Raw genomic sequence first — 16,874 nt, 5'->3', positions numbered from 1 at the left:
CAATGCGCACAACCTGCCGCCGTCCACGCGGGTTCGGTCTATCTTGCCAGGCCGGTCTTCTGACTTCGGGTCACGCAGCAAGCACCTGCCTTCCCGGTTGAGCAACCAGTGGCAAAAGCCTGAATCGATTCAAGCTTTTACGGCGCACGCCATCCCCGTCACAGCGTTGGGCACGTTCCGGACCTGGGCTTTTCAAGCCCGCACCGGATTCCCGATTCTCCCGCAAAAAGCGGGCACCTGACGGGAGCGATATGCGCATGACCGGACGATGCGATCAAGCCCGCTTGCGCCGCGGGCCTGTCCATCTGCGGCTCACTAGGCGGCGCGGGCCTCGCCGGCGTCGGCAATCTCGGCCCTGTCCATGTCACCGGCATGGACGGCACGATTGCGGCCGGCGTTCTTGGCAGCATAGAGCGCGGCGTCAGCCATTACCATGACGTCGTGCACCGTCTTGCCGTGCTGCGGAAACTGGGCGATGCCGGCGCTGCCGCCAATGAGAAGAAGCTGCCCGTCATAGGCGATCGGGATCTGCGCATCCAGAACGAGGCTGGCGGCAAGCTCCACCAGATGCTCACGGCTATGTTCGCCGGTCAGCAGAACGCAAAACTCGTCGCCCCCCAGGCGGGCGACGCAACCGCGCCGGCCGACACGCTCGGAGAACCGCCTGGCGACGGCCTGGAGCACCGCATCCCCCGCTGCATGCCCATGCCGGTCGTTGACTGCCTTGAACCTGTCGAGATCGAGCGCGAGGATCGCGAAGGGCTTGTTCTCGCCCTTCTTGATGGCGCGCGACACTTCCTCGTCAAAACCGCTGCGGTTCTTGAGGCCGGTCAACGGATCGTGCCGTGCGAGGAAGGCGTTCTTCGTCTCGCTGCGCTGGAGCGCGCGGACGAGCGCGGAAAAGCGCAGGGTGACGAACAGCATGACGCCGGCAAACACCAGAACGAACAACGCGATCTGCGGCAGCGCCGAGCGCCAGACGAAGGATCCGGGCATGTTGGGCCGCCAGGACGTGACCATCGGATTGTAGGTATCCCCGCCGACCGGCGTCATCAGCAACCCCGGCTCCTGTGTCACGATCGGCGTGAAGCCAAGATCGCGCACGCCGAGGCGCCGTTCGGTGTTTGCCAGCATCTTTTGCGAAACGGGTTTGACGGTGATCAGCAGCGTCGGCTCAAGCCGGTTCGCGGGGATGTAAAGTGTCTTGGGAATAACCGCCTGCACGACGACGATGCTCATCACCCGGTCGATCAACCGCATGCCGGAAACGTGGATTTCGGGCAGTGCCGGCGTCAGCAGGTCCGGATCCGCCTTGGCACCGGCCACCACCCAACCGCCGCGATCGGGCGACAGCGCCTCGCGATAGGCGCGCTCGGCCCTGCGGGTGAGATCGCTCACCCAGTGCAGCTTTTCGCGGGCCTTGCGCTCGGAAACCTTTTCACCGCGCTGTACGCCCAGCACCTTTTCACCATCCGGCGAGGTAAGGATCATCCAGGAGAAACCGAAATCGGACCACATCCAGTCCCGCATCTGGTCGCGCACGAAGGTGTCGTCCGGCATGCCGTCCGCCAGTTCGTTGAACGCCTTGTCCCAGAAGGAGAGCTGGCTCTGGTATTGCACGACCTGGTCGATCTGGTGGCTGAACTCGTTGCGCACCAGGGTGCGCTCGGTCTCGGCGACGAAACTGTCGGCCCGCTCGATTGCATGGTCCAGAACGAGATAGTTGGCGGCTCCAAACAGCAGGACGATCATCAAGGCCGCCGCCCGGATCGCCCAACCTACACCGCGTCGCCGCGTCGTGCGGCCCAGTTCAGCCTTGCCCGTCATTGTTTCCCTGCCTGTCCCCCACCCTTTCCGGGCATTGTTGGGAGGAGACTAACTGACAGACGGCAAAATTCGCTTAAACGGGCTGGTGAGTGAAAACTTAACTCACGCTCACCGGAAATGGGGATCACCCAGCCGGCGCGTAGCGCACGAAAGCGAATTCTGTGCCATCCGGCGACCAGTTCGGCACGTTCATCGTGCCCTGCCCGCCGAAAAGCTCGAACAGAATCCGTGCGTTGCCGCCGTCCATGTCCATGAGGCGCAGGCGCACATCGAGATCGCGGGGATGATCGAAAACGTCGCCCTCGTAGGAGAGCACGAGCAGGTGTTTTCCGTCCGGCGAAGGGTGTGGGAACCAGTCACCATAGGGGCTGTCGGTGATGCGCGTCGGCTCGCTGCCATCCGGGCGCACGCGCCATATCTGCATGCGGCCGGTGCGGCTGGAATTGAAGTAGATCCACTCGCCATCGGCAGAATAATCCGGCCCGTCATTGCGCCCTTCGCCGAAGGTCACACGCCGCTCCTCGCCGCCTGCCACCGGGATGGTGTAGATGTCGAAGACATCGCCCCGGATGCCACAATAGGCGAATGTTTCGCCATCCGGCGACCAGCCATGCCAGTAGGACGGCAGGTTCGGCGTTACCAGCCGCGGCGTGCCGCCCTCGGCCGACAGCACATAGATCGCCGACTTGCCGAACTCGACCTTGTCGCTGATCGCCAGCAACGTGCCATCGGGCGAAAGCCCGTGGTCATTGTTGCAAAGCGTCGCAAACGCCGTGTCGATCTGCATGGGTTCGCCGCCATCGAGCGAAAGGCGATAGAGCAGCCCGTCGCCGTTGATGACCAGAAAACGCCCATCCCGCGAAAAATTCGGCGCCTCGACGAGCCGCTCCGTCTGCCACACGACGCGGGTTTCGCCAGTAACGATATTGTGGATCTCGACGGAACTGCGCATGGCCTTCTCCTGTCGTTATTGTCGCTCGTCGACCACCGGCAACAGCTTCCGGCAGATGGATTGCATGCGCACGAAATTGCTGTGCTCGCGCCAGGTCGAAACGAAACCCCAGGCCAACAGCAAAAGGATACAGATGAAGGCCACGCCGGTGATGACCAGGCTGCCGGTCGCAAGGCCGTAGATGCCGAACACTGCCGGCGTCGCGAAATAGGCAACCTGCGCCGAAACCTGCCGGCCGGCCGACACGTCGCTCAGCGACCACAACCGGATGAGCTTGATTTCCTCCGGTGTGAAATCCGGGCGGTCTTCGTCACCGCCCGGCTCGCTGGAGCGCGCCTCCACGCCCTACCCCCGGTCCCGGAATCGGTTGGTGATCGGGTAGCGGCGGTCACGGCCGAAATTCTTCTTGGTGATTTTCACGCCCGGCGCCGATTGCCGGCGCTTGTATTCGGCGATGTAGAGCAGGTGCTCGATGCGGTGCACGGTTGCCGCATCATGGCCGCGCGCAACGATTTCCTCCGTGCTCATTTCCAACTCGACGAGGCATTCGAGGATGTCGTCGAGCACCGGATAGGGCGGCAGCGAGTCCTGGTCGGTCTGGTTGGGGCGCAGTTCCGCGGACGGGGCCTTGTCGATGATGTTGTTCGGGATCACCTCGCCCGTCGGGCCGAGCGCGCCTGGCGGCACATGCCCGTTGCGCCAGCGCGACAGCGCGTAGACCTGCATCTTGTAGAGGTCCTTGATGGGATTGAAGCCGCCGTTCATGTCGCCGTAAAGCGTGGCGTAGCCAACCGACATTTCCGACTTGTTGCCCGTCGTGACGACCATCGAGCCGAACTTGTTGGAGATCGCCATGAGGATCGTGCCGCGCGTACGGCTCTGCAGGTTTTCCTCGGTGATGCCCTCTTCCGTGCCTTCGAAGGTTTCCGATAGCGCCGAGAGGAAGCCTGTAACGGGCGCCTCGATCGGCACGATGTCATAACGGCAGCCGAGCAGCTTGGCGCAGTCGGCTGCGTCCTTCAGAGAGTCCTTCGAGGTATAGCGGTAGGGGAGCATCACGCAGCGCACCCGCTCCTCGCCCAGCGCATCGACGGCGATTGCCGCGCAGATCGCCGAATCGATGCCGCCGGACAGGCCGAGCACGACATTCTTGAAGCCGTTCTTGTTGACGTAGTCACGGAAGCCGAGCAGGCAGGCGCGGTAGTCCGCCTCCTCCTTCTCCGGAATACGCGACATCGGTCCGCCGTCGCAAACCCAGCCCTCGCCATGCTTCTTCCAGGTGGTGAGCGCGATCGTTTCCTCGAACTGGCTCATCTGGAAGGCGAGCGTCTTGTCGGTGTTGAAGGCGAAGCTCGCGCCGTCGAAGACGAGTTCGTCCTGGCCACCGAGCTGGTTGGCATAGAGCAGCGGCAGGCCGGTCTCGATGACCTGCTTCAGCGCCACCTGGTGGCGAATGTCGACCTTGCCGCGATAGTAGGGCGAACCGTTCGGCGAGAGCAGGATTTCCGCTCCGCTTTCGGCTAGCGTCTCGCAGACGCCGAGTTCGCCCCAGATGTCCTCGCAGATCGGAATGCCGAGACGCACGCCGCGGAAATTCACCGGTCCGGGCATGGCGCCCTGGTCGAAGACGCGCTTTTCGTCGAACTCGCCGTAGTTTGGCAGGTCCACCTTGTCGCGCACGGCGATCACCTTGCCGCCATCGAGCACGGCGACGGCATTGTAGCGCCCCGTCTCATCCTGCCGCGGGAAGCCGATAATGACGCCGGGGCCGCCATCAGCGGTGTCGCCAGCGAGAGCGTCAATGGCGCGGCGGCAGGTGTTCAGAAAGGCGGGCTTCAGCACCAGATCTTCCGGCGGATAGCCAGAGATGAAAAGCTCCGTCAGAAGGAGGAGGTCGGCACCTTGCCGGCCCGCATCCTCGCGGGCCGCACGCGCCTTGGCGAGGTTTGCGGCAACGTCGCCGACGGTCGGGTTCAATTGCGCGACGGCGATGCGCAGCGTTGCCTTTTCAGTCTGGGAAGTCATGTCTGCGGACCCGTTTCCTTCAGAACAGTTCCAGCAAAAACGTGCAGCGCTTTTGCGTCCGGAACTGCAAAAAACATAGGGACAGAGCGTTTTCGCGTTTCAGGGAAAGCGGAAAATGCCCTGGTGTCCGATCCTGCTGCCGCGCGCGGCTATCGCTCTCTCGAACGGTCGAGAAGCTCTTTAGAACATCACAAGCGCTTTGGGAATGAACCGCGACGCCGTTTGCGCGCGCTTCAGCACAAAACCCTCGTTTTTCAGGCAGTTCCGCCGACCATTGCGACGGTGCAACAGAGGGAACCAAAGCACGGGGAGAACGTTGCAGAAACCGTTCATCTCCTGTTCAAGATGACGTCCGTATGACAGATACACGAAACTTTTATGAAATCTGGAGACGGCTTTGGCTCTGTTCACTCCCGCAGCCGTGGCGATCAATACCACAGAAGGCCTTGCCGTCGAGGCAGGCTTTTTCGCGCGCCACGCCAAGGCGCTCGCCGTGCTGCGTTCACTCGCCGTTTCCGGGCTTCTTGCGCTCCTGACCGTCATCGTCATCGAGTTGATCACGCGCGGCTCGGTCGAGCAGACGTGGATCTATTTTACCAATCTCGAACAACCCGCCTGGACCACCACGGGCGTGTTCTTCCTGCTCTATCTCGCCATCGACGCGCTGATCGGCCGGCAGCACAAGGCGGTGCTGCTGGTATCCCCGCTCGTCATGCTGATGGGCGTCATCTCGCAGCAGAAACAGGTTTTCCTCACCGACCCGCTCTATCCGACCGACCTGCTTTTCGGCCGCCAGATCATGGAACTGATGCCGGTGCTCGTGCAGGACAGGCCGTGGACCGCTGCGGGCCTCGCGCTGGCCGTCGTCGCTGCGATTGTCGGCCTCATCAGCCTTTGGGTCTTCGCCTGGCGCCGCTTCCGTCCGCTGACCAGGAAAGAGCGCCTGACGCGGCTTGCCATTGCGCTGCCGCTGCTCGCCGGCTTCGTCTCGATCATGGACTACAACGAATTCTCCTGGGTTCGTGACCGGCTCAAGGTGTTCCCGATCATGTGGGACCAGGCGGAAAACTATCGCCACAACGGCTTCATGATGGCCTTCGCCATCAACCTGCCGATGGCCAACGTGCAGGCGCCGTCCGGCTACATGATCGACGCGATCGACAAGATTCCGTCAAAGCCCATGCCGGTCGGCACGACGCACCGTTCCAAGCCCGACGTCATCGTCGTCATGAGTGAATCGCTGTGGGACCCGACGCGCCTCGAGAACGTAAAGCTCTCGGCCGATCCGATGCCGGTGATCCGCGAAAACCAGAGCGGCGGCGTGTTCTCGCCGGAATTCGGTGGCCTGACCGCCAATGTCGAGTTCGAGGCACTGACCGGCTTTTCCAACGCCTTCCTGCCGACGGGCAGCATTCCCTACCAGCAGTATGTGCGCAAGCCGATCCCGTCGCTCGCCACGTTCTTCCGCGCGGAAGGCTATACCGCGCGCGCCATTCATCCGTTCTCCGGCTGGTTCTGGAACCGTTCGAGCGTTTACAAGGCCTTCGGTTTCCAGACCTTCAAGGACGTCGACAAGATGCCGCCGCTGGCAAAACGCGGCAACTTCACCTCGGACGAGGCACTGACCAAGGAAATCATCCGCCAGGCCGACATGCAGGAAGATCCGTTCTTCTTCTTCACCGTCACGCTGCAGGGTCACGGCCCCTATGATGACGGCCGCTACGCGAAGACCGACATCGACGTCGAAAGCAAACTGGACGCGCGAGACACCCGCATGCTCGCAAGCTACGCCCAGGGCGTGAAGGAAGCGGACGGCAGCCTGAAGATGCTGATGGACTGGGCGAAGGAGCGCGATCGCGAGACGATCATCGTCGTCTTCGGCGACCATCTGCCGCCGCTCAACACGGTCTACCAGAATTCCGGCTACATGCCGGGCATCACCGCCTCGCGCAAGGGCACGCCCGAGCAGATGCAGAAGGAGCACGAAACGCCCCTCGTCATCTGGTCGAACAAGACCGGCGTGGAAAAGGAAGTCGGCACGATCAGCCCGGCCTTCCTGTCCTACTTCATCCTCAAGGAAGCCGGCTTCGAGCATCCCTACTACACAGGCTTCCTGGGTGCGGTGCACGACAAGCTGCGCGTCATCGACCGCTACATGCTGATCGACGCCAAGGGCAAGGGCACCGCCGGCTGGGCGCGTAAGAAGACGATCGACCCGCTGGTGCGCGACTTCCGGTTCCTGCAGCACGACATCATGTTCGGCAAGCAGTATGGCCTGGAGCGTTTCTTCAACTCCCATGCGGAACTGATGGCGGCGGGCTTCTGACAAGCAGCCGAACCGCGCTAGGCTAGGGCTCCGATTCCTTTTTCCGGAGCCCCGGCCATGAGACCCTTCGACGACGCTGCCCAGATCCTCTTCGGCAAAGCCGCCGACGAACTCGACGAAACCGAACGCGAGGTCCTTCTCCACTCCCGGGAAGGGCGAATCCTGTCGGAAGACAGGAACGTCGCTTACGAATCGAAACAATCGGTCGGTGAACGCATAGCCGATGGCATTGCCCGCGTCGGTGGCTCCTGGGCCTTTATCATCGGCTTCCTTGTCTTTCTTGTCCTGTGGACGGTCGGCAACACGATCGTGTTCGCGCGCGAGGCCTTCGACCCCTACCCCTTCATCTTTCTCAATCTCGTGCTTTCCATGATCGCCGCCCTCCAGGCGCCGATCATCATGATGTCCCAGAACCGGCAGGCCGCCCGCGACCGCTTCGAGGCCTCCAAGGACTACGAGGTCAACCTGAAGGCGGAGATCGAGCTCATAGCGTTGCATCACAAGATCGACACGCATTTCCTCGACGAGATCGCCGCCTTGAAGCTGGAAGTGCTGCGCCTGCACGATGCACTTCGACAAAGGTGAGCAACGCACCGATACAACCAGCGCTATATGCTACTTTAGGCTGAGCAATCTATAGAAGAAATTAAGATTCTGGGTGCACGATAAAAGTGCATCCGTATCTTGGATGCGGGAAAGCCTTGCCGTCAGACAATTCCAAGGAGGAGATGTCATGCACGTCCTGTCCCGCCTGTCGAAGGATCGCACCGGAACCTCGGCATTGGAATTCGCGATCATCGCGCCCCTGTTCTTCCTCGCGCTTTTCACGCTGATCGCTTACGGCGTCTATCTGAGCGTCACCCATTCGGTGCAGCAGATTGCCGCCGATGCAGCCCGCACGGCGGTCGCGGGTCTTAACTCGAATGAGCGCGTCACGCTCGTCAACCGCTACCTTACTTCTTCCCGCCTCGACTATTCCTTCATCAACCGCACGAAGATGAAGGTTCTGGTCACCGAGGATCCCAACAATCCGGACCAGTTCACCGTCACGATCTCCTATGATTCCAGTGATCTGCCGATCTGGAAGCTTTTCACCTTCGCATTGCCGCAGGAGAAGATCGAGCGTTACGCCACCGTGCGCGTGGGAGGGTACTGATCATGAAGCGTCCGCACGATCTTATCGCCAACCGCTCCGGCAATATCGGCACGCTCGCGGCCCTCAGCCTGCCATTGATCATCTTCTCGACGGCCCTTGGCGTCGACTACGGCTACCTCACGGTGCAGCAGCGCCAGTTGCAGGCGACGGCCGATCTCGCAGCCATTGCCGCCGCCGCCAATGTCGTCGAAGCGGAAAAATCCGCTGCCACCTATTTTGCGCTCAACAACCTGTCGGTGTCTGTCACCGGCAAGGACGGCCTCGTCATTCCACCCGCAACAACGGTAACGACGAAGTCCACGCAGGCCGTCGCCAAGGTCGAGCGCGGCCGCTACACGGCCGATCCCGATATCGCCCCTGAAGACCGTTTCAAGCTCGCCAGCACGGAAGCCGATGCCGCCCGCGTGGTCCTGACACGTCCCGGCGATCTCTTTCTCGCATCGATGTTCATGCCGAAATCGCCCGTGCTGACAGCGACCGGTTCCGCATCGCGCACGAAAGTCGCTGCCTTCTCGGTCGGCACCCGGCTCGCCAGCCTGAATGACGGCATCCTCAACGCGCTGCTCGGGAAACTTCTCGGCACCAACCTGTCGCTCAAGGTGATGGACTACCGGGCGCTGGTCGATGCCGACATTTCCATCCAGCCGTTCCTGAAGGCCATTGCGACCGAACTCAACCTCACGGCTGCGACCTATGAAGACGTGCTGAACGCCGGCGTTACCATGCCACAACTTCTCGCCTCCATGCGCGCCGTGCATGGCCTGTCCGGGACCGTCAACTCCGCGCTGCGGGCCATCGAACAGGCAACGGCCGGCAGCAAAATGAAGCTGCCGCTCTCGCGCATCCTCAATCTCGATCCGAAGAAGGGACTCACGGTCGCGACCGGCGGCGATTGGGAAATGTCGATCAATGCCATGCAGATGATCTCGGCGGCCGCGGCACTCGCCAACGGCAAGAACCAGGTGGCCCTCAATGTCGGTGCGGCCATTCCGGGCCTTGCGACGGTAACCGTCAATCTCGCGATCGGTGAACCGCCGGTCGAAACGCCCGCCCATCGTCTCGGCGCGCCGGGCAGTGCCGTGCGGAGCGCCCAGACGCGGCTTGCCGTCGAGGTGAGCATCGATGGCCTTGCGGCTCTTGCCGGCCTGAGGATAAAACTGCCGCTCTATGTCGAGGTCGCCGCTTCCGAGGCGAAGCTTGCCGATATCCGCTGCCTCGGCGGCACGGCCGTCAATGCCAATGTCTCGGTCGATGCCGTTCCGGGTGTCGCGGAAATCGCGGTCGGCAAGGTCAATCCCGACGTGCTCTCCGACTTTTCCGATGACGCACGCGTGGAAAAAGCCCGGATCATCGATTCCGCGCTGCTGCGTGTCGATGCGATCGCCCATGTCGAGGCAAAGAACCTCAGCAAAACGCGCCTTGCCTTCACGCCAACGGAAATCGCAGCCCGCACGGTCAAAACCGTATCGACCCGTGACACGCTGACCTCGACCACCAAGACACTACTGGAGAATCTCGATGTCGACATCCAGCTTCTCTTCCTCACCCTTGGCACACCGAAGGTGATCACCGCAGCGCTTGCCTCGACGCTCGGCACGGTGACACCGGCCATCGATGAGCTGCTCTACAACCTGCTGCTGGTCGTTGGCGTCAGGATCGGCGAGGCCGATATCCGCGTCACGGGCGTGCGCTGCCAGCGCCCCGCCCTCGTGCAGTGACAAGATCGGTGCGCCTCACCTGTTCTGAGCGAACTGCGGCGCACCGTCTTCGATCTCGTAATAGTCGCCCTTGTCGGCGCAGAAGATGTGCACGCCGATCCTGAGCCCGGTCGGCTGGTCGAATGTGCCGGCCATGATCGACGTATGGTCCGAACCGTCGCCCTTCCAGAACAGCGCGGAGCCGCAGGTACGGCAGAAGGCACGGCCTGCCGTGTCGCTTGCCCGGTACCAGGTGATGTTCTCCTCACCCTGCACGGTCAACCCCTCGTTCAGCACATTGGTCGCGGCATAGAAATGCCCGGTCTGCCGGCGGCACTGGCTGCAATGACAGGCCACCACCTCGCGCAATCGACCGGATGTGCGAAACCGCACCGCGCCGCACAGGCAATGCCCCGTATGTTCCTCGCTCATGCTTCCTCCCCAAAGAAAAACCGGGCCAGCTTTGCCAGCTGGCCCGGTCCTGTCAAATTCACATTCCTGAATGCTTGCATCAGCCCCGCTAATTTACGGAGACGAAGCATGAACGGAAAGAGATCAACCGTTCACAACCATCCGCTTTTCGTCCCGGCCACCCTTCATGCGCTCGGCAAGAAGGAAGGCGAGCTCCAGCGCCTGGTCGGCATTGAGGCGCGGATCGCAATGTGTGTGGTAGCGATCGGCAAGGTCGTCGCCCGACAATGCGCGCGCACCGCCCGTGCATTCCGTCACATCGTTGCCGGTCATCTCGACATGGATGCCGCCCGGATGCGTGCCTTCCGAACGGTGGATCTGGAAGAAGCTTTCAACTTCCGACAGGATCCGCTCGAACGGACGGGTCTTGTAGTTGTTGAGCGTGATCGTGTTGCCGTGCATCGGATCGCAGGACCAGACGACCTTCTTGCCTTCCCGTTCGACGGCACGGATGAGGCGCGGCAGGTTTTCCGCAACCTTGTCGTGGCCAAAGCGGCAGATCAACGTCAGGCGACCGGCTTCGTTCTGCGGGTTCAAGAGATCGATCAGCTCGAGCAGGCCATCACCGGTCAGCGACGGGCCGCACTTGAGACCGAGTGGGTTCTTGATGCCGCGGCAGTATTCGATATGCGCATGGTCGGGCTGGCGTGTGCGGTCGCCGATCCAGATCATGTGGCCGGAGGTCGCGTACCAGTCGCCGGAGGTCGAATCGACGCGGGTCAGCGCCTGCTCGTAGCCGAGCAGCAGCGCCTCATGGCTCGTGAAGAAATCGGTCTCGCGCAGGTTCGGATGGTTTTCCGACGTGATGCCAATGGCCTTCATGAAGTCCATGGTCTCGGAAATCCGGTCGGCGAGCTTGCGGTAGCGCTCGGCCTGCGGCGAATCCTTGATGAAGCCAAGCATCCACTGGTGCACGTTGTCGAGATTGGCGTAACCGCCCATCGCGAAGGCGCGCAACAGGTTCAGCGTCGCAGCCGACTGGCGGTAGGCCATCAGCTGGCGTTCCGGGTTCGGAATGCGGGCGTCTTCCGTGAACTCGATGCCGTTGATAATGTCGCCGCGGTAGGACGGCAGCGACACTTCACCCTGCTTCTCGATGTTCGAGGAGCGCGGCTTGGCGAACTGGCCGGCAATACGGCCGACCTTCACGACAGGCTGCTGGGCGCCAAAGGTCAGCACCACGGCCATCTGGAGAAAGGCGCGGAAGAAGTCACGGATCGTATCGGCACCGTGCTCGGCGAAGCTCTCGGCGCAATCGCCGCCCTGCAGCAGGAAGCCCTTGCCCTCGGCCACGTTGGCGAGCGCCGACTTCAGTCGACGCGCTTCACCGGCGAAGACGAGCGGCGGAAACTTCGCGAGGCGCTCTTCGGTCGCCGCCAATGCGGCGAGATCCGGATAATCCGGAACCTGCTGGATGGGCTTCTGCCGCCAGCTGGTCGGGGTCCAATTCTGTGCCATGATACTCACCTGTCCTGAGACGGCCGCGAAACCTGCGGACGCCCCTCCTTTTGAAGATGCGGGCTTATAAACCGTTAGATGGTTCTTGCATAGCCGAACTTCCAGCGGCAGCGACGCATTTGCAGCGCTTGCGCCCACGCGTCTGACAGACTGTAGAGCATGCCTTGGTCGGCCGCTCTGGCCTAGAAGCGGCGCGGGGCCGTCCGCTGTGCGCAGCTCCAATCGGCCACTCTCTGGCGGGGCCGCGCTGCCGGCCTTTTTGTGCGTCGGTTCAAAAACCACGCGACGAGTTTGCTGGCCCATTCCAGGCCGCGCCATTCGTCTCGCTCCAACGGGTCGGACAGTGGCCACACTCCAGGCCGGCCACCCGACCGTCCCATCTTGTCGATAGTAATCATCCATTCCGGGCTCATCACAGAACTCCTTGTTTCCGATGTCCGGCATGAGGTAGCGCGTGCACTCATTCGATCGTAGAGGCGCAAATGAAACGCCCATTTCACAGTTGAATGATGCCGGCAGTCCGGTTTTGCATTATGAAAAGGGGATTGAACGAGGAATTCGTGATGCCGGAAGTCGACTGGAGCGATCTGCAGCTTTTCTTCCATGTGGCCTCGGAGGGAGGGCTCGCCGGCGCGTCGTCCATCACCGGCATCAGCGCACCGACGATCGGTCGCCGCATGTTGGCACTGGAGCGCAGCATGGGCAGGACGCTCTTCCTCCGCAGCCAGCAGGGCTATCGGCTCGCCGCCGACGGCATGGTGCTGTACGAGCACGTACAGACCATCCGGCGCACCACGGCCGATATCACGAGGTGGCACGGCGATGCCTTCACATTGCCGATCGTCTCGATTGCCGGCGATATCTGGCTGACCGGTTTCATTGCGGAAAACACAAGCGATCTGCGGAGCCCGACCGACGGTTTTCGCCTATGCTGCAAGCAGCTCCAGACCGGTGAGGACCTGACCTACCGCCACGGCATGATCGCCCTGTTCCACAGCGCGCCGAAGACCGGCAATGTCGCGGTTCGCAAGTCGGTGGATGTAGCCTATGCCATCTATCGCGCGGCGGATCTCGCCTTCGAGGAGGATCTGCCCTGGGTGTCGATCGGCACGGAGGTCGCCATGTCTGACGCCGAAAAATGGGTGTTCCGCAACCATGAACAGCACATCCACACCTGGACGAACGCGCCCGACGTTCTGGCGCGACTAATCGCCGGCGGCGCAGGGCGCGGCGTCCTGCCGACCTTTATGGGCGATGCGATACCGGGGCTGATGCGCGAAGGTGAGCCCATTCCGGGCCTTACCCATTCGCTGTGGATCGCAGCCAATGATGACGATCGTCACCGCCCGGAAATGCGGGTGGTGATCGACCGTCTTTCGGCGCTCTTCAAGCGAAGCGAAGACCGCTTCGCCGGGCGTCTGACGACGAAAAGCCGGCCGACCGTCAGATCCGCTGCCCGTTCCTGACGCGGTAGCTCGGCTGGTACATGGTCACCAGCTCTTCCGACGCTGTCGGATGCACCGCCATGGTGCGGTCGAAATCGTCCTTGGTGACGCCGGCCTTCAGCGAAATGCCGAGAAGCTGTGCCATCTCGCCCGCCTCGTGGCCAAGAATATGCGCGCCGAGCACCTTGCGGTCAGCCGCATTGACGACGAGTTTCATGATCGTCTTTTCCTGCCGGCCGGACAGCGTCGCCTTCATCGGGCGGAATTCGGCGCGGTAGATTTCCAGATCGTCGAAAGCCTTGGCGGCCTCCTCCTCGCTCATGCCCACCGTGCCAATCTCCGGCTGCGAAAAGACGGCCGTCGCGATCAGGTCATGGTCCGGCGAAACCGCATTGCCGCGGAACTCCGTCTCGATGAAGCACATGGCCTCATGGATCGCGACAGGGGTGAGCTGCACACGGTCCGTCACGTCGCCGAGTGCGAAAATGCCGGGCACATTGGTGCGGGAATAGTCATCGACGATGATCGCGCCCCTCGCATCCACAGCCACACCAGCCGTTTCCAATCCGAGGCTGCCCGTATTCGGTACGCGGCCGAGCGCCAGCATCACCCGGTCGACGGTGAGCGTCTCACCCGCCTTGGTCGTCACCGTGCGACGCCCGCCCTCACCTTCGGCGACATTGGTGATGATGTCCTCGCAGATCACGCGGATACCCTTGGCGATCATCGCGGCCTGTAGCCCCTGGCGCATGTCCTGGTCGAAGCGGGACAAGATTTGCTTGCCACGATAGATCAGCGTCGTCTCGACGCCGAGCCCGTGGAAAATGTTGGCGAACTCGACGGCGATGTAGCCGCCGCCGGTAATCACGATGGATTTCGGCAGTTCCGGCAGGTCGAACGCCTCATTCGAACTGATGCAAAGCTCATGACCGGGAAGGTCGACATGCGGTGTCGGATGGCCGCCGACGGCAATCAGGATGCGCTCGGCGGTCACCAGTTCATCAGTCGCGGTAAGGCGGATCGTGTTCGGGCCGACCAGCACGGCGCGCGTTGCCAGGATCGTGGCTGCCGAGTTCTCCAGCCCCTTGCGGTAGAGGCCCTCCAGGCGGGTGATCTCCTTCTCCTTCGCCGCGACCAGCGTCGGCCAGTCGAACCGCGTTTCGCCGACCTGCCAGCCGAAGCCGGCGGCGTCCTCGAAATGCTCATGGAACTGCGAGGCATAGACATAGAGCTTCTTCGGGACGCAGCCGCGGATGACGCAGGTGCCGCCAAAACGAAACTCTTCCGCGATCGCCACTTTCTTGCCCATGCTGGCGGCAAGACGCGCGCTGCGCACGCCGCCGGAGCCCCCACCGATGACGAAGAGGTCGTAGTCGAATGTCGGCATGGTGATCTCCTGCGGGCAAGTCTGGCCGGACGGCCGTCTGACGGGTGTCCGGCAGGCGAATCCGCCACCGGGTGCAACACATATAGGAACAGCGCGGGCAAAAGGAAAAGGCCGCTTTGCCACCTGCGCTGGAGCACTCCCCCGCCGCCTTCGACGGATTTACGACGGTCCTCCCAAATTTGGTAAGCTGGAAGCGACAAAGGCCATTTACCGAAGCGGATATCAACCCTATGAATCCGCTGCCCGATTGTGGGCTAAATGGATGATCAATATGCACAAATTGAATTTCTTCACAGCCGGCGTCGCAGCACTCGTCCTGCTTGCAGGCCCGGCTTTGGCGGAAGACCTCGTCTTCCAGCTCAAGAACGGCACCGGCTCGGTGCTGACGCGTTTCTACACCTCGCCGGTCGGCGTGGACCAATGGGAAGACGATGTTTTCGGTGAGCAAGTCCTCAACCCGAACGAGACGATCGAAATCACCATCGGCGATGGCCGCGACGTCTGCAACTATGACATGCGCTTCGAGTTTTCCGAGGAATCCGACCTCGACACGACCACCGACACGCAGAATCTCTGCGAACTCGGCACCTACACCATTCACGAATAAGCTGGAGGTGGCTGCTTCCCGGGGGTGGCGGCCTGTCGGCGCTTCGAGGAAAGCTGTCGGAATAGAAAAAGGGCGGCTCGCGCCGCCCTTTTTGGAGATGATTACTGCTGCGGCTGCACCGTGCCATTTTCCAGCGTGACCGCTGGTGCGGCGTCGAAGATCGGATCGAGCTTCTTGCCGCTTTCCGTTTTCAGGTCGCGGTCTACGCCGACGGCCCAGATTTGCGCGGCCTTCGCGACTTCCCGCATCGCGATCGGTCCGTCGGACAGCAGCTTCTTGCCGACCGGAGAATTATAGAAATCCGCAATGGACTTCAGCTCCTCCTGCGTGAAGGTCTTTGCGTAGATCGTCGCGGCTTCGCGCTCCAGGTCAGCGCGACGCGGGGCGAGTGCGAGCGCCTGCTCGTCGACGACCTTGTTGATATCCGCTTCGTGGTTCGGCGACGACTGTATGAGTACGCCCTTGGTGCGAACGGCGAGGCTTGGAAGAATATTGTCGAAGTTGGCCGTCGCACCGATTGCGTCGATAGCCGCACGCGCGGCCTTGATCTGATCTTCCGTCACATCCTGCGCCTTGGCGGCGCCGGCAAGGCTTGCCGAAAGGATGAGGCTCACCGCGAGGGTCCGGCCGAAACCAGCGAATTTGATCATGTCGGTCTGTGCTCCTGTCTATTCTTGCGCCGTCAGCGTGCGCGCACCCGCGGGTCCCGCAATGATGGCAAGCGACGCCATGTTGATGAAGAGGCCGTGTTCGACGACGCCCGGTATGTCATTGAGGCTGCTTGCGAGCGCATCTGCATCAGGAATGCGGCCAAAAGATGCGTCGAGAATGTAGTGTCCACCATCCGTCATGAAGGTGCCGTCGCCGGACGCGCGCAGCGCAATGCTGCCGGAAAGTCCAAGGCGGGCGGCCGTCTTTTCGATGGCGATGCGCGTCGAGACGAGGCCGAACGGATTGACCTCGATGGGCAGCTTGAAGGCACCGAGCGTCTCGACGACCTTGCTTTCATCGGCGATGACGATCATCCGCTCGGACGCGGCAGCGACGATCTTTTCGCGCAACAATGCGCCACCACCGCCCTTGATGAGCCGTAGCCGGCTATCGACTTCGTCCGCGCCGTCAATGGTGAGGTCGAGTTCCGGCAGTTCGTCGAGGGACTTCAGCGGCACGCCGAGTTCGACGCAAAGCCGTGCCGTCCGCTCAGACGTGGGCACGCCTTCGACCCTGAGGCCGCCAGCCACCTTCTCTGCCAGAAGCCGCACGAATTCTTCCGCGGTCGATCCTGTGCCGATACCGAGGCGCATTCCGTCTTCAACATGGGCGAGCGCGACCGCAGCGGCCTTGATCTTCATTTCCCGGGCGTCCATGCCCCAAATCTCCGTAAACAAATCATCAGCCGGCGCGCTTCAGGCGGCCGGAATTCCGGTGAGACACTTACACGCCCTGAATGGCAAACGAAAGCCAAAATCGCCGCAGGCCTGCGGCCTATAAGGCGATTGCAAATACCCGCGCCATCGCATACC

General features: G+C 62.1%; 15 protein-coding genes and 1 riboswitch. Of the genes, 6 read left to right on the top strand and 9 right to left on the bottom strand.

The window, feature by feature from the left end; all coding sequences use genetic code 11:
• Positions 1–32: 32 nt before the first annotated feature.
• Positions 33–256, bottom strand: a riboswitch (cobalamin riboswitch).
• A gap of 59 nt (positions 257–315) precedes the next feature.
• The 4 genes from AC1RT2_RS05055 to AC1RT2_RS05040 all read right to left on the bottom strand — a co-directional run bounded on the left by AC1RT2_RS05055 (position 316) and on the right by AC1RT2_RS05040 (position 4,804).
• A complete protein-coding gene (locus tag AC1RT2_RS05055; RefSeq protein ID WP_493100005.1) occupies positions 316–1,827 on the bottom strand; it encodes a diguanylate cyclase domain-containing protein in 1,512 nt (503 codons plus the stop codon).
• 124 nt (positions 1,828–1,951) lie between these two features.
• Positions 1,952–2,779, bottom strand: coding sequence for a TolB family protein (locus AC1RT2_RS05050; protein WP_493100003.1), 828 nt, complete (start codon positions 2,777–2,779; stop codon positions 1,952–1,954).
• A 15-nt stretch (positions 2,780–2,794) separates the two neighbouring features.
• On the bottom strand, positions 2,795–3,121 hold the full coding sequence (locus tag AC1RT2_RS05045) for a hypothetical protein (protein ID WP_493100001.1): 327 nt from the start codon (positions 3,119–3,121) through the stop codon (positions 2,795–2,797).
• Positions 3,122–3,124: 3 nt separating this feature from the next.
• The gene (locus tag AC1RT2_RS05040; protein WP_493099999.1) at positions 3,125–4,804 is read right to left on the bottom strand and encodes an NAD+ synthase; all 1,680 of its coding nucleotides are present in this window, start codon (positions 4,802–4,804) and stop codon (positions 3,125–3,127) included.
• A 397-nt stretch (positions 4,805–5,201) separates the two neighbouring features.
• On the opposite strand from AC1RT2_RS05040, the gene AC1RT2_RS05035 reads away from it, so the two are divergent.
• The 4 genes from AC1RT2_RS05035 to AC1RT2_RS05020 all read left to right on the top strand — a co-directional run bounded on the left by AC1RT2_RS05035 (position 5,202) and on the right by AC1RT2_RS05020 (position 10,004).
• Entirely contained in the window at positions 5,202–7,130 is a 1,929-nt protein-coding gene (locus tag AC1RT2_RS05035) for an LTA synthase family protein (RefSeq protein ID WP_493099997.1), read from the top strand.
• Positions 7,131–7,187: 57 nt separating this feature from the next.
• Complete coding sequence (locus AC1RT2_RS05030) at positions 7,188–7,715, top strand: DUF1003 domain-containing protein (protein WP_493099995.1); 528 nt, start codon at positions 7,188–7,190, stop codon at positions 7,713–7,715.
• A 148-nt stretch (positions 7,716–7,863) separates the two neighbouring features.
• Positions 7,864–8,286, top strand: coding sequence for a TadE/TadG family type IV pilus assembly protein (locus AC1RT2_RS05025; RefSeq protein ID WP_069058549.1), 423 nt, complete (start codon positions 7,864–7,866; stop codon positions 8,284–8,286).
• A gap of 2 nt (positions 8,287–8,288) precedes the next feature.
• A complete protein-coding gene (locus tag AC1RT2_RS05020) occupies positions 8,289–10,004 on the top strand; it encodes a pilus assembly protein TadG-related protein (protein WP_493099993.1) in 1,716 nt (571 codons plus the stop codon).
• Positions 10,005–10,019: 15 nt separating this feature from the next.
• On the opposite strand, the gene AC1RT2_RS05015 is transcribed toward AC1RT2_RS05020, so the two are convergent.
• Positions 10,020–10,415, bottom strand: coding sequence for a GFA family protein (locus tag AC1RT2_RS05015; protein WP_493099991.1), 396 nt, complete (start codon positions 10,413–10,415; stop codon positions 10,020–10,022).
• A gap of 123 nt (positions 10,416–10,538) precedes the next feature.
• Complete coding sequence (locus AC1RT2_RS05010) at positions 10,539–11,912, bottom strand: class II 3-deoxy-7-phosphoheptulonate synthase (protein ID WP_261004207.1); 1,374 nt, start codon at positions 11,910–11,912, stop codon at positions 10,539–10,541.
• A 545-nt stretch (positions 11,913–12,457) separates the two neighbouring features.
• Here AC1RT2_RS05010 and AC1RT2_RS05005 point away from each other — a divergent pair.
• Complete coding sequence (locus tag AC1RT2_RS05005) at positions 12,458–13,378, top strand: LysR family transcriptional regulator (protein WP_493099989.1); 921 nt, start codon at positions 12,458–12,460, stop codon at positions 13,376–13,378.
• Here the strand turns inward: AC1RT2_RS05005 and gor are convergent.
• Positions 13,356–14,744 (bottom strand): glutathione-disulfide reductase, encoded by a 1,389-nt coding sequence (gene gor / locus AC1RT2_RS05000; protein ID WP_493099987.1) that lies wholly within the window; start codon positions 14,742–14,744, stop codon positions 13,356–13,358. The two genes, AC1RT2_RS05005 and gor, sit on opposite strands and share 23 nt — an antisense overlap.
• A 271-nt stretch (positions 14,745–15,015) precedes the next feature.
• Here gor and AC1RT2_RS04995 point away from each other — a divergent pair, with 271 nt between their 5' ends.
• Entirely contained in the window at positions 15,016–15,351 is a 336-nt protein-coding gene (locus AC1RT2_RS04995) for a hypothetical protein (RefSeq protein WP_493099985.1), read from the top strand.
• 101 nt (positions 15,352–15,452) lie between these two features.
• Here AC1RT2_RS04995 and AC1RT2_RS04990 read toward each other — a convergent pair whose 3' ends face one another.
• Together AC1RT2_RS04990 and rpiA are read right to left on the bottom strand one after the other, a co-directional pair.
• Positions 15,453–16,001, bottom strand: a complete 549-nt coding sequence (locus AC1RT2_RS04990) for a DUF2059 domain-containing protein (protein ID WP_493099983.1) — start codon at positions 15,999–16,001, stop codon at positions 15,453–15,455.
• An 18-nt stretch (positions 16,002–16,019) separates the two neighbouring features.
• A complete protein-coding gene (gene rpiA, locus AC1RT2_RS04985) occupies positions 16,020–16,718 on the bottom strand; it encodes a ribose-5-phosphate isomerase RpiA (RefSeq protein WP_069058543.1) in 699 nt (232 codons plus the stop codon).
• Positions 16,719–16,874 lie beyond the last annotated feature (156 nt).

The organism is Shinella sp. GW821-FHT11G07 (assembly GCF_058808115.1).
This window is presented reverse-complemented; position numbering and strand designations above follow the sequence as displayed.